Source organism: Synechococcus sp. RS9909, from assembly GCF_014279595.1.
Classification (GTDB): Bacteria; Cyanobacteriota; Cyanobacteriia; order PCC-6307; family Cyanobiaceae; genus Synechococcus_C.
Genome location: NZ_CP047943.1, coordinates 1415763 through 1438229, shown reverse-complemented (window position 1 = coordinate 1438229; position 22467 = coordinate 1415763). Strand labels below are relative to the sequence as shown.

Here is a 22467-nt window from a genome sequence, read left to right as displayed (position 1 = left end):
AGGCGATCCTGGCGGATCAGAGGGCTGTGTTGATGCTGGTGCCGCGATGCACAAGCCCGTCCTTGATCTGCAGGGTCACCACTTCCCCTTCCAGCAGGTGACGGGTGGCATGGGCCACGCCGGCAATCAGGGGGGTGCCGAGTCGCTGGGCGATCAGGGCCGCATGGGAGGTTGCAGCCGGCACTTCGGTAATCACGGCGGCTGCGTCGCGGATCGCGTCGACATCATCGGCAGTGGTGTCATGCACCACGAGGATCTCCCCCCGTTCGATCTTGCAGGCATCGCCCGGGCACTGGGCGAGGCGGACCCGGCCGCTCACCGTGCCCTGACCCACCCCCGTGCCCTGGCCGAGCACGGCACTGACGATGCCCACCTTGACCAGGTCAGTGGAGCCGGCGACGCCTGCCAGGGTACCGGCGGTTTGAATCACCAGGTCCCCTTCCTTCAGCAGGCCTTTGTCCTGGGCGGCGGCCATGGCGGTGGTGAATGTGCCTGAGGTGGTGCTCTGCTGGGCGATCACCAGCGGGGTCACGCCCCACACCAACTGCAGTTTTCGGGCCACGGCCACTTCACTGGTGATCGCCAGGATCGGTGCGGCAGGGCGGAATTTGCTCACGTTGTGGGCCGTGGCACCACTTTTGGTGAGCGGCAGAATCGCCGCCGCATTCAACTGGCTGGCGATGGTGCTCACCGCGCTGCTGATCGCATTGGGGATCGTGCTCGGCAGATGGCTGTCGATGCTGCGCTGCGGATAATCCCGCTCGATGCGCCGGGCGATCGTCGCCATCGTTTCCACCGCTTCAATCGGGTAATCCCCCACTGCGGTTTCGTTGGAGAGCATCACCGCATCGGTGCCATCGAGAATGGCGTTGGCCACGTCGCTTACTTCGGCGCGGGTGGGCCTCGGACTGGAGGCCATCGAATCGAGCATCTGGGTGGCGGTGATGATCGGGATGCCGAGGCTGTTGGCTTTCTGAATCAGTTCCTTCTGCAGGAGCGGCACCTCCTCAGCGGGCATTTCCACGCCCAGATCCCCCCGGGCCACCATCACGCCGTCGCAGAGCGGCAGGATCGCATCAATCTGATCAATCGCCTCAAATTTTTCGATCTTGGCCACCACTGGAGTGGAGAAGCCGTGCTGGCGGATCAGTTCGCGAATCTCCTGCATGTCGGAGGGATTGCGAACGAAGCTGAGCGCCACCCAGTCGACCCCTTGCTGCAGACCGAAGGCGAGATCGATCCGATCTTTTTCGGTGAGAGCCCGCACCGAGAGCTGAACATCGGGGAAATTGACCCCCTTGTTGTTGGAGAGCACGCCGCCAACGGTCACGGTGCAGTGCAGGGTCTGCTCGGCCTGATCGACGCGCTCCACCTTCATCTCCACCCGACCGTCGTCGAGAAGAATCCGGCTGCCGGCACTCACTTCTGCGGCCAGCTTGTCGTAGGTCACCGTGGCGATCTGCTGATCGCAGCTTACGGATCGTGATGTGAGCGCGAAGGCATCACCCTTGGCCAGGGTGATGGGGCCAAGGGCGAAGCGCCCCAGACGAATTTTCGGCCCTTGTAAATCCTGAAGGATGCCGATGTGCTGGCTCAGTTCGCTGGCGACCTGACGAATGGTGGCGATGCGGGTGGCGTGCTCGCTGTGATCGCCGTGGGAAAAATTCAGTCGAAAGGTGGTGGCTCCAGCCTGGATCAGCTCGCGGATCCGCTCGGGGCTTTCGGTGGCGGGGCCGATGGTGGCCACGATCTTGGTACGGCGTGTCAGATCGATGAGGGCCATCAGCGGCGCCAGAGTCACTGCGGAATCTACCCTCCAGGCCTGTCAGGACCCGTTCTAAAATGGACTTCAACAGCTATCAGCAATCCGCCCGCACCACGGCTCTGTATCCCCACGTTGGCGCCAATCCGATCTATCCCACCCTGGGGCTCAGCGGTGAAGCCGGCGAGGTGGCCGACAAAGTGAAGAAGGTGCTCCGGGATCGGGGTGGTGTGTTTGATGCGACGGTGCGCGAGGAGCTCAAGCTGGAACTGGGCGATGTGCTCTGGTATGTCGCCCAGCTGGCCAGTGAACTGGGCCTGAGCCTGGAGGAGGTGGCGGCAGCCAACCTGGCCAAATTGGCCAGTCGTGCCGCCAGGGGCCGCCTCAGTGGCAGTGGCGACCATCGCTGAAGCGGGCCTGGACCTCAATAGGACGCCATGCCGCTGGCAAAGGCAAAGCTGGCTGACATCAGCAGCTGTTGCATCAGGCTGAGGGCGATGAAGGCGAGGATTGCGGAGAGATCCAGCCCCCCCATCGGCGGGATCAGCCCCCGGAACGCGTTGAGGTAAGGATCGGTGATCGAGCTGACCGTGCTCAGCACGGGATTGCCCCAGTCGAGGTTGGGGAACCAGCTGAGCAGCACCCGCACAATCAACACCAGTGAATAGATCTGGAGCGTCTGCGCCAGGATCTGCAGAAGGTTGGAGGCGAGTTCGAAGGCCATCGATGACTGCTGATCTCTCCAGACTCTATGCAGCTTCGTCGGTGCTGGTGTCGACAGGATCGGTGGCGGGCTCGACAGGCCCGGTGGCGGGCAGCACCGAGAAGGTGCGATGGAACGTTTCCGTGAGACTGATCCAGTAGGAACGCCCCTCGCTGTGCCGCTGGCGTTCGATGAACTTCTGGTTGAGCAGTTCCTTGATGTGGTCGTAAGCCCCGGAACCGCGCAGCTCCACCAGGTCTGACTGGAGGATCCGTTTCTTGAGCGCAATTGTGGCCAATGTGCGCAGCGTGGCCGTTGACAGATTGACCGGCAACAGATCCCGCACCAGCTCGCCCAGGCCGGCTCTGAGCTGAAGGCTGTAGCGACCCTGGCTGACGCTGATCTCCAGGGCCGTGTCCCGTTGGGCGTAGGCCGCCATCAGGGCCACCATCGCCTCCTCCACCTCCTGCTCGCGTCGAGTCGCCAGTTCGGCGAGTTCCCGCAGGCTGAGCGATCGCCCCTTGAGATAGAGAATCGCCTCAAGCCTGGCGGGCAGGGAGATCGTGCTGTCGTCAGCCATCCCGATGCCCCGGGCCGTCAACGCTTCAAGCTACCGCCCATCGGCCTCAGGGGCGATGGCCGAGAAATAAGGCATAGGCCGGATTGCCCGTTTCCTCCCAGCTCCCGTAGCCGAGATCGCGCAGAAAGTCGTTCCAGGCGTCCCGATCCGCTTCGGGCACCAGCACGCCCACCACGATCCGACCCACATCGGCGCCGTGGTTGCGGTAATGGAAGATGCTGATGGTCCAGTCCGGATGCAGGGCGGTCACGAAGGTCATCAGGGCGCCGGGGCGCTCCGGGAACTCAAAGCGGTACAGCAATTCCTGGCAGTGCTGGCCTGCCGCCTCCAGGGCCCCCTGGGGAAGTCGCCCCCCCACCATGTGGCGCAGATGCACCTTGGCCAGTTCATCGTCGCTGAGGTCCTGACATGCGAAGCCCTGCTCCTGAAGCTGCTCGATCAGCGCCAGACGGTCGTCGTGGTCCCGCACCTGCACGCCCATGAAGATCTGGGCGGTGTCGCCAGCCGCCATGCGATAGCTGAATTCGGTGAGGCTGCGGTTCTGGAGCTGCTCGCAGAGGTGGCGGAGGCTGCCGGCCCGCTCCGGAATCTGCACCGCGAGCATCGCTTCCCGTTCCTCGCCCAGTTCGGCGCGCTCGGCCACGAAGCGCAACCGATCGAAATTCATGTTGGCGCCGCAGGCCACCGCCACCAGCTGTTGTCCCCGCAACCCCCGCCGCATCACATCGGCCTTGAGCCCCGCCACCGCCAGGGCCCCGGCGGGTTCCAGGATCGAGCGCGTGTCTTCGAACACGTCCTTGATCGCCGCGCAGATTTCATCGGTACTCACAGTCACCATGGCGTCCACGTGCTCCTGGGCGATCGCAAAGGTGTGCTCCCCCACCTCCCGCACGGCGACTCCATCAGCGAACAGGCCCACCTGGGGGAGGCGAATCCGTTCACCGGCTTCCAAAGACAGGGTCATGGCGGCGGCGTCGTGGGGTTCCACCCCGATCACCTCCACATCGGGCCAGAGGCTCTTCACATAGGCGGCGATTCCGCCGATCAGTCCACCGCCGCCGACGGCGACATAGATGGCATCCGGCGGCGTCGGCAGTTGACGCAGGATCTCCATGCCGATCGTGCCCTGCCCGGCGATCACCTCCGGATCGTCGAAGGGATGAATGAAGCAAAGCTCCTCCGCTTCGCTGCGCCGACGGGCTTCGGCATAGGCCTCGTCATAGGTCTCGCCATGCAGCACAACCGTGCCGCCGCGACGCCGCACCGCGTCCACCTTCACCTCGGGGGTGGTGATCGGCATCACGATCACGGCCCGACAGCCGAGGTGCTCGGCACTCAGGGCCACACCCTGGGCATGGTTGCCTGCGCTGGAGGCAATCACCCCGCGCGACAGCTGCTCCGGTGAGAGCTGGGCCATCCGGTTGTAGGCACCGCGCAGTTTGAACGAAAACACCGGCTGCAGATCTTCCCGCTTCAGCCAGATCGCGTTGTCGAGTCGTTCACTCAGATTGGCGGCCGGCTCCAACGGCGTTTCCCGGGCCACGTCGTAGACACGGGCGCGCAGAATGCGGGGCAGGTAATGATCCATTGGGTCAGTCTGGCAACCGCCGCATCCGCCGTAGGCCCCGTAGATTGCCCGGATCGGCCGTGGGACGGGCATGCATCTGAGCGAATTAACCCATCCGAATCAGCTGCATGGCCTCTCGATGGCTGAGCTGGAGGATGTGGCGCGGCAGATCCGTGAGCGTCACCTGGAAGTGGTCTCCAACAGCGGTGGCCATCTGGGGCCTGGCCTCGGCGTTGTGGAACTGACGCTGGCCCTCTATCAAACCCTCGATCTGGATCACGACCGGGTGGTGTGGGATGTGGGCCACCAGGCCTATCCCCATAAACTGATCACCGGCCGCTACGGCGACTTCCACACCTTGCGGCAGCAGGGGGGTGTGGCCGGATATCTGAAGCGTTGTGAGAGCGACTTCGACCATTTCGGTGCTGGCCATGCCAGCACCTCGATCTCAGCGGCCCTGGGGATGGCGATCGCCCGAGACCGCCGCGGTGAACAGTTCAAATGCGTGGCCGTGATCGGCGATGGCGCCCTCACCGGCGGCATGGCTCTTGAGGCGATCAATCACGCCGGCCACCTGCCGCACACGCCGTTCGTGGTGGTGTTGAACGACAACGACATGTCGATTTCACCGCCAGTCGGCGCTCTCTCCACCTATCTCAATCGCATGCGGCTGAGCCCGCCGATGCAGTTCCTCTCCGGATCCGTGGAAGAGAGCATGAAGCATCTGCCCTTCATGGGTGGTGAGCTGCCAGCGGAACTGAACCGCCTCAAGGGCAGCATGCGGCGACTGGCGGTGCCCAAGGTCGGTGCGGTGTTTGAAGAGCTCGGCTTCACCTATATGGGGCCGATTGATGGCCATGACATGGCCGAGATGGTGCGCACCTTCCAGGCGGCCCATCGCGTTGGCGGACCTGTGCTGGTGCATGTGGTCACCACCAAAGGCAAGGGCTACCCCTATGCCGAGGCCGACCAGGTGGGCTATCACGCTCAGTCGGCCTTCGATCTTTCCACCGGCAAGGCACGACCGAGCAAAACCCCCAAACCCCCCAGCTACAGCAAGGTGTTCGGCCAGACCCTGGTGAAGCTCTGTGAGCAGGATCCCCGGGTGATCGGCATCACCGCCGCCATGGCCACCGGCACGGGCCTGGATCTGCTCCAGAAAGCGATTCCCGAGCAATATGTCGATGTGGGCATTGCGGAGCAGCATGCCGTCACCCTGGCTGCAGGCATGGCTTGCGAGGGGCTCAGGCCGGTTGTGGCGATCTACAGCACCTTCCTGCAGCGCGCCTACGACCAGCTGATTCATGATGTGGGGATCCAGAATCTGCCCGTCACCTTCGTGTTGGATCGGGCCGGCATTGTCGGTGCCGATGGCCCGACCCACCAGGGTCAATACGACATCAGCTACTTCCGGGCCGTGCCCAATTTCACGGTGATGGCTCCCCGCGATGAGGCTGAATTGCAGCGCATGCTCGTGACCTGTCTGCAACACGATGGCCCCACCGCCCTTCGCATTCCCCGCGGTCCCGGCGAGGGGGTGCCGCTGATGGAGGAAGGTTGGGAACCTTTGCCCATCGGCTGCGGTGAGCAGATTCGCGACGGCGACGACCTCCTGATCGTGGCTTACGGCTCCATGGTGAATCGCGCCATGGCCACGGCTGATCGCCTGGCCCAGCAGGGCATCGAGGCCAGTGTGGTCAATGCCCGCTTCCTGCGACCTCTTGATGAGCAGCTGATTCATCCCCTGGCCCGCCGGATCGGTCGGGTGGTGACGATGGAAGAGGGTGCTCTGGCCGGTGGCTTCGGGGCTGCGGTGCTCGAGTCGTTCAGCGATCAAGACCTGCACGTGCCCCTGCTCCGTCTTGGCATCCCCGACACCCTGGTGGACCACGCCACACCCCAGCAGAGTTTCGAAAGCCTGGGCCTCACGCCCGATCAGATGGCCGAGCGGATTGTGGCTCGCTTTGGCAGCGCTCCCCTGCGCGCAGGTTCAGCTCAGGTCAGCTCCAGCGTCGCCGCGACGGCTGCTCTTGGCTGAGTTGCCGTTACCAACACAACCATCAAAAAAGCGGCCCCGTGGGGCCGCTGGTTCGATTGGAACGACACCGAATCGCTTTCAGAGTACGCCGCGGGCGGCAAGACCCTGGATCGCACCGATGCCGAGGATGTGGCCCAGGCTGGTGGTGGCCAACAGGGCCGCATGACCCATGCCGCCGAAGAATGCCGGGCTGGGCAGCTTGGCTCCCTCATTCGGATATTTGATCGTGGCCTTGCCAATCCCGATGGCAAGAACGTTGCAAACCACCATCACCAGGGCCACTTTCGGGGTCCAGGAAACCGTGGCAGGGGCGATGGCCAGAAGCGAGGGGAGCATGCCAATCATGATGCGACGCTCCATCTTCAGGTTTCAGCAGCCTCCGGTCTGCTCCTCGTAAGAGTTATTCACCGGGCCGGTGCAGGTCACGCAAACGGCCGATCAGCCCCGCCACGATCACCGCATTGCTGAGGGTGAGAAAGGCTTCAGCACCCCCATGCAGGCCGTCGACGTCCACCAGTTCCGCCCCGAAGCGTTGGTCGGCGACCAAGGCCGCAGCAATCGTGACCGCCACGAACAGCAGGGTGAGCTGGAAGCCCAGCAGGCTGAGCCTGGGAATCAGCTGACGCCGCTGCGCCCACCAGATAAACAGCAGGTAGGGAACCAGAGAGAGGGCGAACAGGGGCGCCGGATCAATCGCGGCGATGGCCAGGTTGATCTGATCCGGGTTCATCGGCGCAGGTTCCAGGCGGCCAGCGCCAGGGTGCCGTTCCCCAGAAAGGTGCACGCGGCCTGGAGCACCACCAGAAACCGCAGCGCTTCAGCGTTGTCGAACCAGTGCCAGGTGCAGGCGGCCATGGCACTGATCAGGGCGGGAGTCATCGCCAGCGCCAACCAGTTCAGGGACGGTTCCCGTTGTTGCGTGGCCAGTCGCTGCAAGAGCACAATCGCCACGATCCACTCCAACACCGAGGCGACATGGATCCACCAAGTGCCGAGCGAGAGGGCGTGCATGGGCACTGGAGAACCTTGAAAAGTCTAGGCCGCAGCAGCTGGCCAATAATGACGTGCGATCGGAGAGCCTCATGGGCCAGAGGGCTTCAGGGCGCAGGCGGGTGTTGCTCTGCGGCTATTACGGCGAACACAACCTTGGCGACGATGCCCTGCTCGATGTGCTGTTGCGTCAGCTGCCTGACGACTGTCAGCTCAGCATCACGGCCCACGATCCAACGCCCGTGCTGCAACGGGCCCCGTCTGCCCGCCTGGTGCCGCGTCGCTCCTTGCTGGCGGCCGTTCGGGCCCTGAAGCAGACCGATGTGCTCGTGTTCGGTGGCGGCAGCCTCCTCCAAGACAGCACCAGCTTCAAAAGCCTGCTCTATTACCTGACCCTGTTGCTGATCGCCCGCGCCCGCGGCCTCACGGTGGTGCTCTGGGGCCAGGGGCTGGGGCCCCTGCGCCGCCGTCGCAGCCGTTGGTTGGTGCGGCGTTGCCTCGCTTGCGCGAGCCGCATCAGCTGGCGCGATCCCGCCTCCCTGGCCCTGGCGCAGCGTTGGCGAATTCCAGTGCCGATGGCCATGGGGCCCGACCCTGTGTGGTGTCACCCCGGCAGCCCCCGCCATGGTGATGGCCCGATCGTGCTCTGCTGGCGGCCCACCCCCTTGCTGGATCCTCAGGGATGGCGCCGTCTCGGCCAGGCGCTGGATCAGCTGATGGCCAGCCAACCCGACGTCTCCCTTCTCTGGTTGGCATTCCACGCGGAGCAGGATGGGCCACTCCTGAGCTGGTTGAGCGATCAGGGGCTGCTTCCCGCCAGGCTGCAGGCGATCAGCACAACCGCCGTCGCCCGCTCCCTTCCCGATGTGCTCGATCGCTTCGCCCGCTCACGGCTGGTGATTCCGATGCGGCTGCATGCTCTGGTGCTCGCTCAACTGGCGGGTGCGCCCTGCGCGGCCCTGAGTTATGACCCGAAGGTGGCCGCTGCAGCTGCAACGGCCGCAGTTCCCTGCCATGAACTGGCCGATCTGCCTGCCGCCGAGGTGATTGCGGCCTGTTGGCAGCAGCAGATCGGCCAAGTCCCGAATCCGGAGCGTCTCGCCCGGATCCGGCAGAACGCCGGCGTGCACCAGGCGACGCTCAACGCGGTGTGGTCAGCCGACGGATCAGGACCTTGCGTTGCGAACTCCTGAGCATGCGACGGCTCTGAAGCTGCCACTGGGCCGCCAGCCTCTCCTGGCGCTGGTGGCTGAGCTGGAGCACTGTTTTGGTCTGGTGCGCACTCAGGTTGATGCGGGCGTCCTCCACCAGGTTGTCGAACACATGCAGATCGTGCAGTTGCCCGAGAATGTCCTGCAGGGTCTTGAACCGTTGCAGATGGGCCGAGAGCGGCGCCGAGCAGATCGGTTCGAGGTTCTCGATCATGTAACGGCAGCGCCGGATGCGGCCGCGCAGGCTGTGCAGTTCCTGGGGATGCTCAAGGGGATCGAGCGTCCAGCTCGAATGCAGCCACAGGGGTGGCAGCCAGGGCATGATCAATTCATCGATCCAGGCCTGCATGGGCATCGATGCTGCCGGCCTGGTGCTCGGCTCCCGCAGCCAGCGTTGCAGTCGCGCAATCACCTTGAGGTAGGCCGTGCTGCGAAGCGATTGCTTCATCTCCTCCGCGGCCCGGCGCCGTTCCCGGCTGAGGGCCTTGCGCAGGGGCGCCAGTTCCTCGGACGCCTGCGGCCCCAGCATCTCGGCGAAGCTGGAGCCCACCAGCTCCTGCAACACATCCAGATCACGGGCCAGGCCGAGCTTGGCGCACATTCGCCCCACCCGGCGGGGTGTGGCACCGCTCGGTAACACCAGGAATGGTTCGAACTGCAGCAGGACGCAACGCAAGCGCCGCAGACTCACCCGCAATTGATGCAGCGGTTCAGGATCGCGGTCTTCGAGCACATCGGCCTGGAGCCCAACGATGCGCTTCAGCTCAGTGGCGATGCGTTCACAGGCATAGGCGTCGATGCGATCCGGCTTTGCATCCACGGCTGCAGACCCCCGTCTGCCTTCAGCGATAGCTCGGTTTCTTGTGCTGATCGAAGCTGCGCTCGAGAACTTGAGCGATGGTCAGGCCCACCGGGATGTTGCCGCCAAAGGAGGTGCCGAGGATCTGGCGATAGAGCTTGCTCTCCACCAGCCGGTAGGTGCGGGAAGGCAGGGGGATGTAGTCGGCTTTCTCCACCAACGACTGGGCATGGCGCAGGTAGCTGGTGACAAAGCTGCGGAAGGCTTTGTTCTGATTCAGGGTCTTGTCGTTGATATAGAGAAACAGGGGGCGTGAGAGGGGCTGATACAACTCCTTCTGCACGTTGGCCACCGACGGCGCAATCGAATTGCCCTTCGGATTCACCACCTTGAGGGCCTTCAGGCGCTGGCTGTTCTTCTTGTAGTAACCGAAGCCGAAATAGCCAAGGGCATTGGGATCGGTGGCGACGCACTTCACCAACACGTTGTCGTCTTCGCTGGCCGTGTAATCCGTACGCGTGTTGGTGGTCGACTTGTTGATCGCTTTGTTGAAGATGTCGTAAGTGCCGGAATCATTGCCAGGGCCGCAGAGCCGGATCGGCTGATCGGGAAAATCGTGGTTCACCTGGTTCCAGCGGGTCACGGTTCCCTGGGCCTGCTTGCGCCAGAGGCGCGACAGCTCCTTCGGGGTCACCGTGGTGGCCCAGGTGTTCTTGGGATTCACTACCACGGTGATCGCATCAAAGGCGATCGGCAGTTCAATGAATTGAATCCCTTTGGCCTTGCAGGCCTTGATCTCCTTGCTGGAAATCGGCCGGGAGGCATTGGCCATCGGCACCTTGCCGCTGCAGAAGTCGCGGAAGCCGGCACTCGACCCCGTTTCCTTCAGATCAAATTTGACGTTTTTGCCTTCGCTTGTCTTCTCGAAGCGTTGAATCGCCCGGGCCGTGATCGGATACACGGTGCTTGACCCACTGATCCGGATGGTCGCCTGAGCCAGCAGCGGCTGTTGGGCTGCAACAGCCAGCAACGACGTCAGGGCCGTAGCGGTCACGGCGAAGGCACCCAGAGGCTTGCGGAAGGCCATCAGGAGTCGGTTCAACACTTCCATCTTGAACGGTGCGTTCCGAACCAGGGTTAATGCAGCGTTATGGCAGCCGTTTTCCTTGTCGACCACCGGTCCAGTCCTGAAACCAACCCCGTCGCCAGAGGAAATAGGCCTGGAGAGCGGCGATGATCGTCATCAAGAGAAGGGAATAGGCGTAGCCGTATTTCCACTTGAGTTCGGGCATGTTCTCGAAGTTCATGCCATAGATCCCAGCGATGAATGTGAGCGGAGCAAAGATTGTGCTCACAATGGTGAGCGTTTTCATGATCTGATTCATCCGGTTGCCTGTGCTCGCCAAGTAGGCATCCGTCACGGCGTCAGCCTGGCGTTGGATCTGTTCACCGATGTCGAGCAGGGTGTTCACGTGTTCGGCCATCTCATGCAGGCCCTGGCGAGCGCCGGGGCCGAGCAGGCGCTGGCTCTGCCTGAGCAGGCGGATCAGCTGATTGCGCAGGGGCCAGAGCTGTCGCCGGGTGCGACGCAGATTCATCCGCAGCTGAAAAGCGCGATTCAGGAGTGATGGCTTCGGCCTCATGAGGGCCGCCTCCTCCAGATCATCGAAAGAGCTGCGCATGATTTCCAGCATGGGCAACTGGGTGTCGAGCACTTCGTCAATCAGATAATGGAGCAGATTGTCAAGATCAAGATCGGATTCTGGTGCTTCCAAGCTCTGAATCCAGGCCTCAAGATCACTGAAATCGCTGCGGGGATTTTCGTGAATGCTGATCAGGAGATCATTCACCAACAACAGGGCGATTTGCTCACTGATCAGATGCACCTGATTGGACGCCAGGGAAAACTGATGCAGCACCACCAGCACGGCCTGGGGGAAGGAGTCGACCCGCGCCTGTTGGGGGGCATCGAGGAGCAGGGGCCAGAGCTCGTGATCCAGGTGGAGGCCGCTGAGCAGGTCTTCGAGAAGGGGGCGATCGCCCAGGCCGCGAATCTGCACCCAGAGCGGTTGTCCCTCCTGGCGCAGGGCCCGGAGCGTGGCTCCGTTGCGAATCGGCTGCCAGCCGACGGCGGTGTCGCTGAGGTCCAGAGCCCGGCAACTCACCGGTGCCAGACCCCCATGGACGAACAGGTGGGAGGGCATCTCCCCCGGCCTGTCCGGGAGTCGGATCGGTTCCGGAATGCTGTCCTGATAACTGATCGAGGCGTTGGACGCCGTCGTCATGGCGTTGGCATGGCTTGGCCCGATCTTGGCAGCACCAGACTGTGGCGTCCGGAGTCAGAGGGGAGGGGCTGGGAGAGCAGCAGGGCGTGCAGCGCGGCGCCGATCAGCAGCAGCAACCCCTGGAGCACCAGGCAAGCGATCACGTCGTTGCGATGTTTCCACAGCAGCGTTGTCATCGGAAGTCGGCCGAGCGACGCTCCATTTCATCGATCCAGTTGAGGCGTTGCAGTACTCAGCAGCACATCGCACCGTCGTCCATGGCCAGCCGTTCCGTCCGCACCGCCATGCGACGGAGTTCCGCCTGCAGTTGTTCGGCCAGGGGCAGATCCAGGGCGGGGGTGCAGTGCCAGGCACCATCCATTGCCTCGGCAAAGGATCCCGGCGCCTGGCCCAGGTTGCGGGCCAGCACCTGCTGGGTGTCGAAGCTCTGGGCCGATCGATGATGCACCTGATAGCGCAACCGCCAGCGCGGTGGCCGGATGTCGTTGCGTTCAATCCGGCGCAGTCCCTTCAGGTCGGCAAGCACCACCAGCTCCTGGCCGGGTGAGAGCGTCCAGTCGAGGCCGGGCAGCAGGGTGTAAGCGGCGTGGAGCTGGCGGCGCAGGGCGACGGCGGTGACCCCGAAGCCGCATTGCAACCTGGCAATGCTGAGGCCATGCAGGCTGTCGTCGGTTTCGACTCGGTAGCGCACGAGAAGCAGGTTGTTGCCATCCAAGCGGCGCACCTCCTCCACTTTCTCGCCGAAGGCGGTCGCCACGAAGGCATCCGCCGCCAGGTCGAGGGTGGAGATCAGGGTGATGCCGCCGAGCAGATCGCCGAGGGCGTCGGCTGCATCGAGGTCCTTGGTCACGATCGCCAATCGGGTGTTGGGGAGGCTCTGCTGCAGCTCCAGGCCGATCCGAAGGTTGCGCAGCAGGTCGTTGGAGAGCAATCCGGCACCCAGGCACTGGGTGCGTCGCAAACTCTCGAGGCTGCGGTTCAGCTGTTGGTCGCCCTCGCCATCTCCCGCTTCCACCCGCACCACATCGAGGCCATCGAGGGCCAACTGCTCCGTCACCGGTGCCGCCAGGGCACCTCCCTCCAGCAGCAACACCGTGCGACTGCCCCGTTTCGGCGCCCGCCGCCGTTGCAGGCCCAGACGACGGCTGAGCACCTGATCGAGGATCAAGGCCACAATCGCCGAGGTGAGCACGGTGCCGAGCAGGGCGTAGAGCAAGGAGGTGACCAGCGCCAGCAGGGGCAGTTGGTTCAGCGACTGACCGCTGGCCTCGATCAGCATGTTCACGGGGTCGACCAGTTCCCCCTTGAGCAAGGCCACCGTGATGAACAGGCCTTCCTGCAGACCCCTGCCGGTGGCGAAATACTGCACACCGACCACCAAGAGACTCACCATCAGCAGGATGGCCAGATCCCAGGCGCGGGGTTGGGCCAGGCGTGATCTCAGTTGCCGGCGGAGGCGATCCCGCAGGGCCATCAGCCGCACGGCGCCAAAGCTTCTCCAGGCGGTGCGTCGACGTTGCCGCGATCGGCTGCTGCTGGCTTCCCAGCTCACCACCAGGGGGGAGCCCTGCGTGGGCGGGTCACCGCTGTGCAGTTGCAGGGGCCGGATCCGGTGGCTGTTGCCGTGGCCAGCGTCGATGGACAGGCGCTCCAGGCGCAGCCGCTCCCCACCGATGCGGAAGGTGGCGGGTGCCCGGTCCGGCCGCAGCGACTGGGCGATCGCTCCGGCGCAGAGCAGCAGCGGATCCACCACCGTCAGTTTCGGTAGCCGGCTCTGCAGCAGGGTGTTCAGGGAAGCTTGCTGACTGCTCGAGCGCACCACGATCGTGGTGTCGGGATTGAGAATCCTCACCTGCAGCGCCGCTTCCAGGTTCACCGTGCTGTTCGAACTGAGCAGCAACACGCTGCGGGCGAGCCGCACCTGAGCGCGCTCCAGGATCTCGGGCCGGCGCATGTCGCCGATCACCAGCTGGCCGGCCACCGCCTGTTCCAGCTGGTCGGAGCGCCAGACGGGTGGATCCCGGTCGATGCAGATCAGAGGGACGTCGAAATGGCGGAGCCGTTCCAGACAGATCTGACCGAGAGAGCCAATGCCGCAGATCAGGATCGGTCCGGAACCGCCGTCGCCCATGACCGCAGCACTGCCGCGATCAACCTAGCGATGGCGGCGGCCGCTGACTGCATCAAACCGCAGTTCGTCCTGGGGCCGCCAGCCGACCCGGAGCGTCTCTGGAACGCGGCTGTCGGCGGCCACCACCATGCGCAAGGCCCCCTGCGGGCTGTCGAGGTACCAGAGTTGGGAGGCACCGAGCCACTCCAGATGGGTGAGCCGGCAGGGCAGGCCGTCGTCTTGCAGCTGCAGGGTCTCCGGGCGGACGCCACGCACGATGTTGGACTCGGTGTGCAGCAGGTTGATCTGGGGGCGACCGATGAAGGTGGCCACAAACAGCGACACCGGATCGAGATACAGCTCGCTCGGTGTGCCGATCTGTTCCAACCTGCCCTGATGCAGAACGGCGATCCGATCCGCCATCGCCATCGCTTCGTGTTGATCGTGGGTCACGTAAAGGACCGGTTTCTGATCGCGCAACACCAGTTGGCGTAATTCCGGCCGGAGGTCTTCCCGCAGCTGGGCATCGAGATTGCTCATCGGCTCATCCATCAGATAGATGAGCGGATCGCGGAGCAGGGCCCGGGCCAGGGCGACGCGCTGGCGTTGACCACCGGAGAGCTGGGCCGGTTTGTGGGCGGCCCGTTCGTTCAGCCGCATGCGTTCCAGCACGTCGCTCACCCGACGGCGTCGTTCCTGGATGGCGATCCCGCGAATCTTCAGGCCCAGATCGAGGTTGTCGGCGACGCTGAGGTGGGGGAACAGGGCATAGCTCTGAAACACCATGCCGATGCGGCGTTGCACAGCAGGCAGGCGGGTGACATCGCGTCCCCCGAGTTCAATGGTGCCCTCATCGGCTGGATCAAGCCCGGCAATCAGCCGCAGGGTGGTGCTTTTGCCGCAGCCGCTCGGGCCGACAAGGGCGAGACATTCGCCATCGCTCACCGTCAGCTCCAGATGGCGAAGAATCCACTGCTGGCCGGCGCGGCGACCGATGTTTGAGAGGCTCAGACTCATCCCTTCACGGCTCCGCTGGTCAGACCTGAAACGATCGATTTCTGGAACAGCAACACCAGGAGCACCAGCGGAATCGACCCCAGCACGGTGGCGGCTGCGTAGGCACCGTAAGGAACGGAGTAAATCGAGGAGCCGGCGATCCGGGCCATCGCCACCGGCAGGGTGAGCAGGGAGGCGTCGCTGATCCAGGTGAGGGCGATCGGGTATTCGTTCCAGGAGAACAGAAACACCAGAATCGCTGTGCTGGTGGTGGCGGGTGCGATCAGGGGGATCAGCACCCAACGCAGGCGTTGCCACAGCCCCATGCCCTCAAGACGGGCGGCATCCTCCAGGTCGAGAGGCAGATCCAGGAAGGCTGCGGTGAGCAGCAGGATCGCCAGGGGCTGGGAGAGAGCGGCATAGGGAATGCTCAGGGCGAGCAGGTGATTGCCCAGGTGCAGGCTCCGCGCCACTTCCAACAGGGCCAGAAACAGCAACACGTAGGGAAACAGCGCGGCCGCCAGCAGCAGCAGCCGCGCCGGGCGCGCAATCCAGGGCTTGAGCCGGGTGAGGGCATAGGCGGCGGGGAGGGCGATCACCAGGGTGAGCACCGTGCTGCTCGTGCCCACGATCAGGCTGTTGAGCAGATAGCGCCAAAACGGTGGTTCACTGTTGAGCACGGCCCGGTAATGGGCCAGGGTCCAGCGCTCCGGCGTGGCGGCGAAGGGCGAAACCAGGGCCTGATTGCTGCAAAAAGAGGTGTAAAGCTGCCAGAGCAGGGGGCCGAGCGACCATGCCAGCAACAGCACAATCCAGAAGCGACGTTGGTGTGGCATCCGCTTACACCTCCTGCTGCCCCTGGGGCCTGGAGAGGCTGAGGGCCAGCAGCCAACCGCCGAGGCAACAACCGAGCAAGAGCAGGAAGCTTCCGCTCACCACGGTGGCGCTGTAGCCGAAATCGAGGAATCGCATCGCGTTGAGGTACGCATACAGCGCCAGGCTTTCGGTGCTGCTGGCCGGTCCGCCGCCGGTCATCACCTGGATCAGGTCAAACACGCCGAAGGCCTGGGCCAGCCGGAACAGCAGAGCCAGGGCCAGGTAAGGGCGCAACAGGGGCAGGGTGATGCGTCGGAAGCAGACCCAGCTGCTGCCCCCTTCCAGGCGCAGCGCTTCGTAGAGATCACCGGGAATGGTCTGCAAGCCGGCCAACAGGATCAGGGCCGCAAACGGCGTGGTTTTCCACACATCACCCACCACCGTGGCGATCCAGGTGGTCGCAGGATTGGCCAACAGGTTCAGGGATGGCCAACCGAGTGCCTGGGCGAGTTGATCGAGGGGGCCGTAGGGGGTGTTGAAGATCCAGCGCCAACCCAGGGCCATCACGGTGGTGGGCAGGGCCCAGGGAATCAGGGCGATGGCCCGCACGGCACCACGGCCGCGCCAGCGTTGATCGAGCAACAGGGCGATCGCCAGGGCCAGCAGCAGTTCCACCCCCACCGACACAACGGCGAAGCGCAGGGTCTGGGCGGCGTCTTGCCAGAAGCGTTGATCCTGGAGCAGTCGGATCCAGTTGGCGCCGTGATTGAGCACCGGCTCGAGGCCGGTGACCACCGACTGGGCGTGGTTGCTCAGCCAGGCGTAATGCAGCAGCGGCGCCACAAACACCAGGAGAAGGAGCAGGCCGGCGGGCCCAAGCAGCAGGATCACGGCGTTTCTCCGGCAGCCAGCAGGATCGCCTCGGTGCCGGCGCTGGCCCGCTCCATCCCTTGCGAGGCGGACTGCTGGCCGGTGAGGCTGGCGCTCAGGTCTCGCTGCAGCACGTCGCTGATCTGGGCGTAGAGGGGCGTTTCCGGCCTGGGCAGGGCGTGCTCCAGGGCCTCCTCCAGTTGGGGGAGGATCGGATTCACAGCGATCAACTCGGGATCGCGATACAAGCTTGCGGCGGTGGGGGTGTAGCCGTGGGAGAGAAACAGCGCCTTCTGCGATTCGGTGGAGCTGAGATAGCGGATCGCCGTGGCGGTGGCTTCCGGGTGGGCACTACCGCGCAGCATCGAGAGCCCCCAACTGCCCAGGGTGGCGGTGGAGGGATCGCCGCTGTTGGCCACCATCGTGGTGATCCCCACCCGACCGCGCACGGCGCTGCCCGGCTGCTGCAGTTCGGCCCAGGCATAGGGCCAGTTGCGCATGAAGGCGGCATCCCCGGCCTTGAAGCTCTGCAGGGCTTCCGGTTCGGCGTAGTTGGTCACCGCCTCAGGGCTGATCCCTTCACTGATCAGTTGACGCAGCCAGGCGGCAGCGGCGATCGCCTGGGGTTGGTTGAGGCCCACTGCTGGCTGGTTGGGGTGGAACCAGAACCCCCCAAAGCCGTGCACCAGCTCTAAATACACACAGCTGAGCCCTTCGTATTGGCGCCCTTCCCACACGTAGCCCCAGGGCACCTGGCCATCGGCCTGGAGCTGCCGGCTGATCGTCACCAGCTCCTGCGGCGTGCGGGGTGGTTGATCGATCAGATCCGTGCGCCAGTAGAGCAGACCCATGCTGGCGACGAGGGGCCAGCGGTAGAGCACAGCGTTGACGCTGTTGCCAGCGCGGACGCCCTCGGCCAGGGCCTCGATGGCCTCGGTGCCAAACCAGGGATCGAGGGGTTGCAGCCAATTCGCGGCCACATATTTAGGCACCCAGGTGATGTCCATCAACAGGGCATCGAAGGGGGTGTCGCCCAGCAGCAGACTGCTGATGGCCAGATCGGAGATCGCCTCTGTTTCCAACGGGCCTCGCGTCACCGTGAGCCGAATGCGGCCGCGATGCTCCTGGTTGAACCGCTGCACCAGTGGCTGGGTCGCATCGGCGAACGGCGCCGGCATCAGGATGTTGACCGGTTCGATCGACCGAGCTTGCAGCCAGGCGACGCTCCCCGCGAGCAGCAGGGCCATGGTCAGAGCTACCACCATCCAGGGCCGAAGACGGCGCAGGGCGGATGTCATGCCGCGGCGGACTCCTCGCGCAGGGCTCCCATCTGCTCTTCAGCCCAGTCACTGACGGTGAACGCCTCCACGGCGGCCGACATCTTGCGCATGCGCTGTTGCTGTTCCTCGGGAGGCATCGCCAGGGCCTGATCGATGGCCTCATCCATCCGGCGATGGGAATAGGGATTGGTGAGCACGGCACCATCCAGCACCACCGAGGCACCGGTGAATTCGGAGAGCACCAGAACGCCGCCGTGATCGCGGCGGGCAGCGGCGTATTCCTTGGCCACCAGGTTGAGACCATCCCGCAGGGGGGTGATCCAGCAAACATCGGCTTTGCTGAACCAGGCCACCATTTCTTCGTAGGGAATCCGGCGGGTCGAGAAGCGGATCGGCACCCAGTCCATGAGGCTGAAGCGCCCATTGATCCGCCCGGCCATTTCTTCGATGGAACGCTGCGTGTCGTCGTAGATCTTCATCCCACTGGCAGCCGACACACAGGCAAGCATGAGCACCACCTGGCCGTGCAATTCCGGGCGACGTTCCAGCAGGCGCTCGAAGGCCAGCAACAACTCCTCGTTGCCCTTGGTGTAATCCACCCGGCTGGCCGAGAGGATCAGCTGACGACCCTTGCGGGTGTCATCTTCGATGCGGGCGGCATAGTCCTGAATGTCGTCGCGATTCACCAGGGCCTGAATCACATCCGGTGAGGTGCCCACCGGCGACGAGAGCAGCTGAATCCGCCGGCCTTTGTAGTCGAGCCAGGGGGTTTCCGACGGTTCCGTGAGGGCGGAGCCGGTGGAGAGGAAGCGGGCGTTGACCGGCTGCTTCGGTCCCTTGCGGGCGCCCAGCAGGCAATTGGCGGCTCGGGCGAAGTTTTCGGTGTAACGCGGGATATGAAAACCAACGAGATCGCAACTGAGCAGACTTTCCAGGATCTGCTCCCGCCAGGGCAGAATCGCGAACACATCATTCCCGGGGAAGGGGGTGTGATGGAAAAAGGCGATTTTCAGATCAGGGCGTTGCTCTCGGATGTAGCCGGGGGCTAGCCAGAGGTTGTAGTCGTGCACCCACACGGTGGCCCCGTGACCAGCCTCATGGCAGGCGGCTTGGGCAAAACGTCGATTGACGTCCTGAAAGATGGTCCAGTCCGTGTTGTTGACGTCGAAATAGGTGGGAAAAGTGTGAAGAATCGGCCAGAACGATTCCTTCGATGTGACGTGATAAAAACTTGAGATCTGCTCCTGCTCGAGCGGAATGCGTCGCAATGTGAATTCTGCCGGCGCCTTCATGGCTATGCGCTCGTCTTCGACCCCTTCGGTCGATTCAACCTGACGCCAGGCGATCCAGGTGCCATCGAGGCGGCTGCGAAACAGGTTCCGCAGGGTTGGAATGATGCCGTTGGGGCTTTTCTGATCGATCCAGATTCGCTTACCCTGCTCATCCTTTCCCTCGTCAAAAGGGGTGCGGTGGTAGAGAAGAATGAATGAGCTTTTGCCTTCTTCTTTCAACATGGAAGCGATTTCTCCTCGGTTGGATTGCTTCAATCCAACGCTTTACATCTATCTCCACCATTCCTTAAAGCGGGCTCTTTGTCAAACCTGAGGCGGGGTCAGCCTGCGGCCTGAACCGTCTGGAGCGAAGCGAGCACCTCGCGGGCGTGTCCGGCTGGGCGCACGCCGGTCCAGATCTGACGCAACACACCCTGCGGATCGATCAGGAAGGTGTGGCGCATCGAGAAGGGTGCCATCCAGGAGCCATAGCGCTGGCTCACCTGGCCCTTCGGATCGGAGAGCAACACGAAATCGAGGCCTTCGCTGCTGCAGAACGAGGCATGCTCATCGACGGGATCGGCGCTCACAGCGGCGATGGATGCTCCGGCAGCTTCAAATTCGGCCAGGGCGGCTTGAAAACCATGGGCTTCAAGGGTGCAGCCGGAGGTGAAATCGCGTGGATAGAAATAAAGAACAAGCCACTGCCCACGAAAATCCCGCAGTGACCACTGGGAGCGGCTGGGATCGCGGCGTGATGTGCCCGGACAATCAAATCCTGGCGCCGGTTGGTTCAATCTCGGGAGTGTGCCGCCGAGGGCGAGAGCCTGCTGGGGGGTGCGCCACAACACAACCCCTCCGACCAGAAGCAGTTGGAGGAGCGTGCGACGCTGCATGAGTAAGGGACCCTGACAATCTCGAGACCCTAGACAGATCTCAGATCTTGCTGAGATCGATGCCAAGGGAGCGGGCGTAGGCGCCGAGACCTTTCTTCTGGATTGTTTTCAGAGCGCGGGTGGTGATGCGCAGGTTGACCCAGCGCTTGCCCTCGGCCCACCAGAGGCGACGCTGCTGCAGGTTGGCCTGCTGCAGCTTTTTGGTGCGGATATGGGAGTGGCTCACAGCCATGCCGTTGTTGGCGCGCGTGCCGGTGAGCTGACATACCCGGGACATGATCGACTCCGTGACTGATCGCTGATCCAAACGGATCAAACAACTATTTTAGCAAAGCAAGTTCACAGTCCCCGTTCCATCAGTGAGGCCATCAGGCGACTGCTACGGGTCTGGAAACCGCTGAGCTCCTTCGGCTCGAGGCCACCGACCGCCAGACGGGCCATGTCGTAGAGATAAACGGCGAGGTCGTGGGCGAGCGCTTTGCTGGGGGAACTGCTGCCAGCGCCCACCAGCACTCCGCCGGATTCGAGTTTGAGCAGGCCTTCCACCATCGGATGGCTGCGATTCACCACCAGAACGTGATGCTCCGGAAGGCCTGGCAGCCGCTGTTCCATCAGCGCACCGATGTCGTTGATCCGGCGCATCTGTTCGGGCAGGAGGATGAGGGCCGCCGGAGCGTCGGCTCCTCCCTTCAGCGCCTGCACCTGAATCGTCACCTTGTCGTTGGCGAGGGCCTCCTTCATCAGGTTGCGCAGACTTTCCGCCTGGGTCTCACCGCCTTGATCCACCAGGTCCGGTGCGTCGTCTTTGAGGCTGTCATCCAGTTCCGCATCGACGCGCTGGAAGCGGAGCTCGTCATGGCGCGACTCCAACCAGGGAAGGAATTGGCTGTCGATCACCGTGTCGGCAAAGAGCACTTCGGCGCCCTGGCCCTTCCAGAGACTGAGGGCGCCGGCCTGAGCGATCTCATCGCTGCAATAGAGCACGCGCTGCTTGTCGGAACTCTGGGGCAGGCGCGAGGTGTACCCCGCCAGGGTGGTGTAAACCTTCTCACCGCTGCGCAGGATGGACGCCCCGGCATCGTTCTCCCCATCGTCACTCTCGGCGGTGGTGCCGAACAGCACCAGGGGCTCGACCTGATCAGCGAACTTTTCATCCTCCATGGCCCCGATCTTCACGAAGGGCGCCAGGGCTTCCCAGGCTTCCGCGTAAGCCGTCGCATCGTCCTGCTTCAACGCCTTGAGCCGATCCGCCACCTTCTTGGCCACAAAATTGCCGATCGAGCGCACCCGCCGGTCGGTCTGCAGGGCACTCCGACTCACATTCAGAGGGATATCGGGGGAATCAATCACGCCACGCAGGGGCAGCAGGTAACGAGGCACGACCTCCTTGATCGAGTCGCTCACGAACACTTGGTTGCAATACAACCGAATCTCACCCTTTTCCCAGTCGGCGCGTCCAGTTGATTTCGGGACATATAGAATTCCCTGGAGGGCATAGGGATAGTCGGTGTTGAGGTGCACCCAGAGCAGGGGATCTCCCTGGAAGGGATAGAGATAGTGGTAAAGATCGATGTAGTCCTGATCAGACAGCTCCCGACTGCTCTGACGCCAGGGAGCTGTTTGCTTGTTGATCGTTTCACCCTCCAGCTGCACCGGCACCGGCATGAAATCGCAGTACTGGGTGATCAGCGTGCGAAGGCGGGCTGGCTCCAGATACTCGAGCTCCTCCTCTAGCAGATGCAGAATCACATCGGTGCCCGGTTCCGAGCGTTCCGCCTGATCCAGCGTGAAGGAGGGAGAGCCATCACAACTCCAGCGCACGGCTTGTTGCTCTGGCCGAGCGGAGAGCGTGACCAGTTCAACCTGCCTGGCCACCATGAAGCTGGAATAAAATCCGAGGCCAAAGTGGCCGATGATCGCATCGCTTTCCTGTTTGTATTTCTCCAGGAAATCCTCGGCGCTTGAAAACGCCACCTGGTTGATATAGCGCTTCACTTCATCGGCCGTCATGCCGATGCCGTTGTCAGACACGGTGATCGTTTTCTTCTCGCGATCGATCCGAATCTGAATCAGGCCATCCGAACCTTCGGAGCAGTCGCCGGCCATGGAGGCCATGCGGCGCTTGCTGATCGCGTCAGAGCTGTTACTGACCAATTCACGGAGGAACACCTCATGGCCGGAATACACGGCCTTTTTGATGATCGGGAAGATGTTCTCGGTATGAATCTGAATCTGGCCTTGTTCCAGCATTGCCCTGGGTCAATAACCGTCAGAACTTATGGCAGGAGCGAAG

At 63.4% G+C, this 22467-nt stretch carries 23 protein-coding genes; 3 read left to right on the top strand and 20 right to left on the bottom strand.

Going from position 1 to position 22467, the window contains the following annotated elements:
• Positions 1-16: 16 nt before the first annotated feature.
• Positions 17-1783, bottom strand: a complete 1767-nt coding sequence (pyk, locus tag SynRS9909_RS07270; protein WP_007102430.1) for a pyruvate kinase — start codon at positions 1781-1783, stop codon at positions 17-19.
• Positions 1784-1842: 59 nt separating this feature from the next.
• Here pyk and SynRS9909_RS07265 point away from each other — a divergent pair, with 59 nt between their 5' ends.
• Positions 1843-2172 (top strand): nucleoside triphosphate pyrophosphohydrolase family protein, encoded by a 330-nt coding sequence (locus SynRS9909_RS07265; RefSeq protein ID WP_007102431.1) that lies wholly within the window; start codon positions 1843-1845, stop codon positions 2170-2172.
• A gap of 14 nt (positions 2173-2186) precedes the next feature.
• On the opposite strand, the gene SynRS9909_RS07260 is transcribed toward SynRS9909_RS07265, so the two are convergent.
• Genes SynRS9909_RS07260 through ilvA form a run of 3 tightly spaced genes read right to left on the bottom strand, consistent with a single transcriptional unit; the run spans position 2187 to position 4633 of the window.
• A complete protein-coding gene (locus SynRS9909_RS07260) occupies positions 2187-2486 on the bottom strand; it encodes a YggT family protein (RefSeq protein WP_007102432.1) in 300 nt (99 codons plus the stop codon).
• Between the two features lie 25 nt (positions 2487-2511).
• On the bottom strand, positions 2512-3045 hold the full coding sequence (gene scpB / locus SynRS9909_RS07255; RefSeq protein ID WP_007102433.1) for an SMC-Scp complex subunit ScpB: 534 nt from the start codon (positions 3043-3045) through the stop codon (positions 2512-2514).
• 46 nt (positions 3046-3091) lie between these two features.
• The gene (gene ilvA, locus SynRS9909_RS07250; protein WP_007102434.1) at positions 3092-4633 is read right to left on the bottom strand and encodes a threonine ammonia-lyase, biosynthetic; all 1542 of its coding nucleotides are present in this window, start codon (positions 4631-4633) and stop codon (positions 3092-3094) included.
• A 70-nt stretch (positions 4634-4703) separates the two neighbouring features.
• Between ilvA and dxs the strand changes: the two genes are divergently transcribed.
• Positions 4704-6650 (top strand): 1-deoxy-D-xylulose-5-phosphate synthase, encoded by a 1947-nt coding sequence (gene dxs / locus SynRS9909_RS07245; protein WP_007102435.1) that lies wholly within the window; start codon positions 4704-4706, stop codon positions 6648-6650.
• A gap of 78 nt (positions 6651-6728) precedes the next feature.
• On the opposite strand, the gene psaK is transcribed toward dxs, so the two are convergent.
• The 3 genes from psaK to SynRS9909_RS07230 all read right to left on the bottom strand — a co-directional run bounded on the left by psaK (position 6729) and on the right by SynRS9909_RS07230 (position 7661).
• Positions 6729-6986: a photosystem I reaction center subunit PsaK gene (gene psaK / locus SynRS9909_RS07240; RefSeq protein ID WP_038002002.1), complete on the bottom strand. Its 258-nt coding sequence runs from the start codon at positions 6984-6986 to the stop codon at positions 6729-6731.
• A gap of 64 nt (positions 6987-7050) precedes the next feature.
• Positions 7051-7380, bottom strand: coding sequence for a DUF3593 domain-containing protein (locus SynRS9909_RS07235; protein WP_007102437.1), 330 nt, complete (start codon positions 7378-7380; stop codon positions 7051-7053).
• Positions 7377-7661, bottom strand: a complete 285-nt coding sequence (locus tag SynRS9909_RS07230; RefSeq protein WP_007102438.1) for a DUF2499 domain-containing protein — start codon at positions 7659-7661, stop codon at positions 7377-7379. Before SynRS9909_RS07230 ends, SynRS9909_RS07235 begins: the two co-directional genes overlap by 4 nt.
• A 71-nt stretch (positions 7662-7732) precedes the next feature.
• On the opposite strand from SynRS9909_RS07230, the gene csaB reads away from it, so the two are divergent.
• Entirely contained in the window at positions 7733-8833 is a 1101-nt protein-coding gene (gene csaB / locus SynRS9909_RS07225) for a polysaccharide pyruvyl transferase CsaB (RefSeq protein WP_038001346.1), read from the top strand.
• Here the strand turns inward: csaB and SynRS9909_RS07220 are convergent.
• The 13 genes from SynRS9909_RS07220 to htpG form a co-directional block, all read right to left on the bottom strand.
• On the bottom strand, positions 8781-9671 hold the full coding sequence (locus SynRS9909_RS07220; RefSeq protein WP_007102440.1) for a CHAD domain-containing protein: 891 nt from the start codon (positions 9669-9671) through the stop codon (positions 8781-8783). The genes csaB and SynRS9909_RS07220 overlap by 53 nt on opposite strands.
• A 22-nt stretch (positions 9672-9693) precedes the next feature.
• Entirely contained in the window at positions 9694-10737 is a 1044-nt protein-coding gene (locus tag SynRS9909_RS07215) for a PstS family phosphate ABC transporter substrate-binding protein (protein ID WP_240307784.1), read from the bottom strand.
• A 61-nt stretch (positions 10738-10798) separates the two neighbouring features.
• Entirely contained in the window at positions 10799-11935 is a 1137-nt protein-coding gene (corA, locus tag SynRS9909_RS07210) for a magnesium/cobalt transporter CorA (RefSeq protein WP_007102442.1), read from the bottom strand.
• Positions 11932-12111, bottom strand: coding sequence for a hypothetical protein (locus SynRS9909_RS07205; RefSeq protein ID WP_007102443.1), 180 nt, complete (start codon positions 12109-12111; stop codon positions 11932-11934). The genes corA and SynRS9909_RS07205 overlap by 4 nt, the downstream gene beginning before the upstream one ends.
• Positions 12112-12167: 56 nt before the next feature.
• Positions 12168-14066: an NAD(P)-binding protein gene (locus SynRS9909_RS07200; protein ID WP_007102444.1), complete on the bottom strand. Its 1899-nt coding sequence runs from the start codon at positions 14064-14066 to the stop codon at positions 12168-12170.
• 24 nt (positions 14067-14090) lie between these two features.
• Positions 14091-15062 (bottom strand): ABC transporter ATP-binding protein, encoded by a 972-nt coding sequence (locus SynRS9909_RS07195; RefSeq protein WP_007102445.1) that lies wholly within the window; start codon positions 15060-15062, stop codon positions 14091-14093.
• Positions 15059-15877 carry a carbohydrate ABC transporter permease gene (locus SynRS9909_RS07190; RefSeq protein ID WP_007102446.1) on the bottom strand — a complete coding sequence of 273 codons (819 nt, stop codon included), beginning with the start codon at positions 15875-15877 and terminating at the stop codon, positions 15059-15061. Before SynRS9909_RS07190 ends, SynRS9909_RS07195 begins: the two co-directional genes overlap by 4 nt.
• A 4-nt stretch (positions 15878-15881) precedes the next feature.
• Complete coding sequence (locus SynRS9909_RS07185; protein WP_007102447.1) at positions 15882-16748, bottom strand: carbohydrate ABC transporter permease; 867 nt, start codon at positions 16746-16748, stop codon at positions 15882-15884.
• Entirely contained in the window at positions 16745-18025 is a 1281-nt protein-coding gene (locus tag SynRS9909_RS07180; protein WP_007102448.1) for an ABC transporter substrate-binding protein, read from the bottom strand. The genes SynRS9909_RS07185 and SynRS9909_RS07180 overlap by 4 nt, the downstream gene beginning before the upstream one ends.
• Positions 18022-19521 (bottom strand): glucosylglycerol-phosphate synthase, encoded by a 1500-nt coding sequence (ggpS, locus tag SynRS9909_RS07175; protein ID WP_007102449.1) that lies wholly within the window; start codon positions 19519-19521, stop codon positions 18022-18024. Before ggpS ends, SynRS9909_RS07180 begins: the two co-directional genes overlap by 4 nt.
• Positions 19522-19619: 98 nt before the next feature.
• The gene (locus tag SynRS9909_RS07170; protein WP_007102450.1) at positions 19620-20174 is read right to left on the bottom strand and encodes a peroxiredoxin; all 555 of its coding nucleotides are present in this window, start codon (positions 20172-20174) and stop codon (positions 19620-19622) included.
• Positions 20175-20214: 40 nt separating this feature from the next.
• A complete protein-coding gene (gene rpmB, locus SynRS9909_RS07165; protein WP_007102451.1) occupies positions 20215-20451 on the bottom strand; it encodes a 50S ribosomal protein L28 in 237 nt (78 codons plus the stop codon).
• 62 nt (positions 20452-20513) lie between these two features.
• Positions 20514-22424: a molecular chaperone HtpG gene (gene htpG, locus SynRS9909_RS07160; protein ID WP_007102452.1), complete on the bottom strand. Its 1911-nt coding sequence runs from the start codon at positions 22422-22424 to the stop codon at positions 20514-20516.
• Positions 22425-22467 lie beyond the last annotated feature (43 nt).

Bases quoted from the DNA above. Each gene is read 5' to 3' on its own strand.
- pyk (WP_007102430.1), bottom strand. From the start codon at position 1,783: ATGGCCCTCATCGATCTGACACGCCGTACCAAGATCGTGGCCACCATC.
- scpB (WP_007102433.1), bottom strand. From the start codon at position 3,045: ATGGCTGACGACAGCACGATCTCCCTGCCCGCCAGGCTTGAGGCGATT.
- csaB (WP_038001346.1), top strand. From the start codon at position 7,733: ATGGGCCAGAGGGCTTCAGGGCGCAGGCGGGTGTTGCTCTGCGGCTAT.
- htpG (WP_007102452.1), bottom strand. From the start codon at position 22,424: ATGCTGGAACAAGGCCAGATTCAGATTCATACCGAGAACATCTTCCCG.
- SynRS9909_RS07170 (WP_007102450.1), bottom strand. From the start codon at position 20,174: ATGCAGCGTCGCACGCTCCTCCAACTGCTTCTGGTCGGAGGGGTTGTG.
- SynRS9909_RS07235 (WP_007102437.1), bottom strand. From the start codon at position 7,380: ATGAACCCGGATCAGATCAACCTGGCCATCGCCGCGATTGATCCGGCG.
- corA (WP_007102442.1), bottom strand. From the start codon at position 11,935: ATGACGACGGCGTCCAACGCCTCGATCAGTTATCAGGACAGCATTCCG.
- SynRS9909_RS07230 (WP_007102438.1), bottom strand. From the start codon at position 7,661: ATGCACGCCCTCTCGCTCGGCACTTGGTGGATCCATGTCGCCTCGGTG.
- rpmB (WP_007102451.1), bottom strand. From the start codon at position 20,451: ATGTCCCGGGTATGTCAGCTCACCGGCACGCGCGCCAACAACGGCATG.
- SynRS9909_RS07190 (WP_007102446.1), bottom strand. From the start codon at position 15,877: ATGCCACACCAACGTCGCTTCTGGATTGTGCTGTTGCTGGCATGGTCG.
- dxs (WP_007102435.1), top strand. From the start codon at position 4,704: ATGCATCTGAGCGAATTAACCCATCCGAATCAGCTGCATGGCCTCTCG.
- SynRS9909_RS07260 (WP_007102432.1), bottom strand. From the start codon at position 2,486: ATGGCCTTCGAACTCGCCTCCAACCTTCTGCAGATCCTGGCGCAGACG.
- ilvA (WP_007102434.1), bottom strand. From the start codon at position 4,633: ATGGATCATTACCTGCCCCGCATTCTGCGCGCCCGTGTCTACGACGTG.
- SynRS9909_RS07205 (WP_007102443.1), bottom strand. From the start codon at position 12,111: ATGACAACGCTGCTGTGGAAACATCGCAACGACGTGATCGCTTGCCTG.
- SynRS9909_RS07215 (WP_240307784.1), bottom strand. From the start codon at position 10,737: ATGGCCTTCCGCAAGCCTCTGGGTGCCTTCGCCGTGACCGCTACGGCC.
- SynRS9909_RS07180 (WP_007102448.1), bottom strand. From the start codon at position 18,025: ATGACATCCGCCCTGCGCCGTCTTCGGCCCTGGATGGTGGTAGCTCTG.
- psaK (WP_038002002.1), bottom strand. From the start codon at position 6,986: ATGCTCCCCTCGCTTCTGGCCATCGCCCCTGCCACGGTTTCCTGGACC.
- SynRS9909_RS07195 (WP_007102445.1), bottom strand. From the start codon at position 15,062: ATGAGTCTGAGCCTCTCAAACATCGGTCGCCGCGCCGGCCAGCAGTGG.
- SynRS9909_RS07265 (WP_007102431.1), top strand. From the start codon at position 1,843: ATGGACTTCAACAGCTATCAGCAATCCGCCCGCACCACGGCTCTGTAT.
- SynRS9909_RS07200 (WP_007102444.1), bottom strand. From the start codon at position 14,066: ATGGGCGACGGCGGTTCCGGACCGATCCTGATCTGCGGCATTGGCTCT.
- ggpS (WP_007102449.1), bottom strand. From the start codon at position 19,521: ATGTTGAAAGAAGAAGGCAAAAGCTCATTCATTCTTCTCTACCACCGC.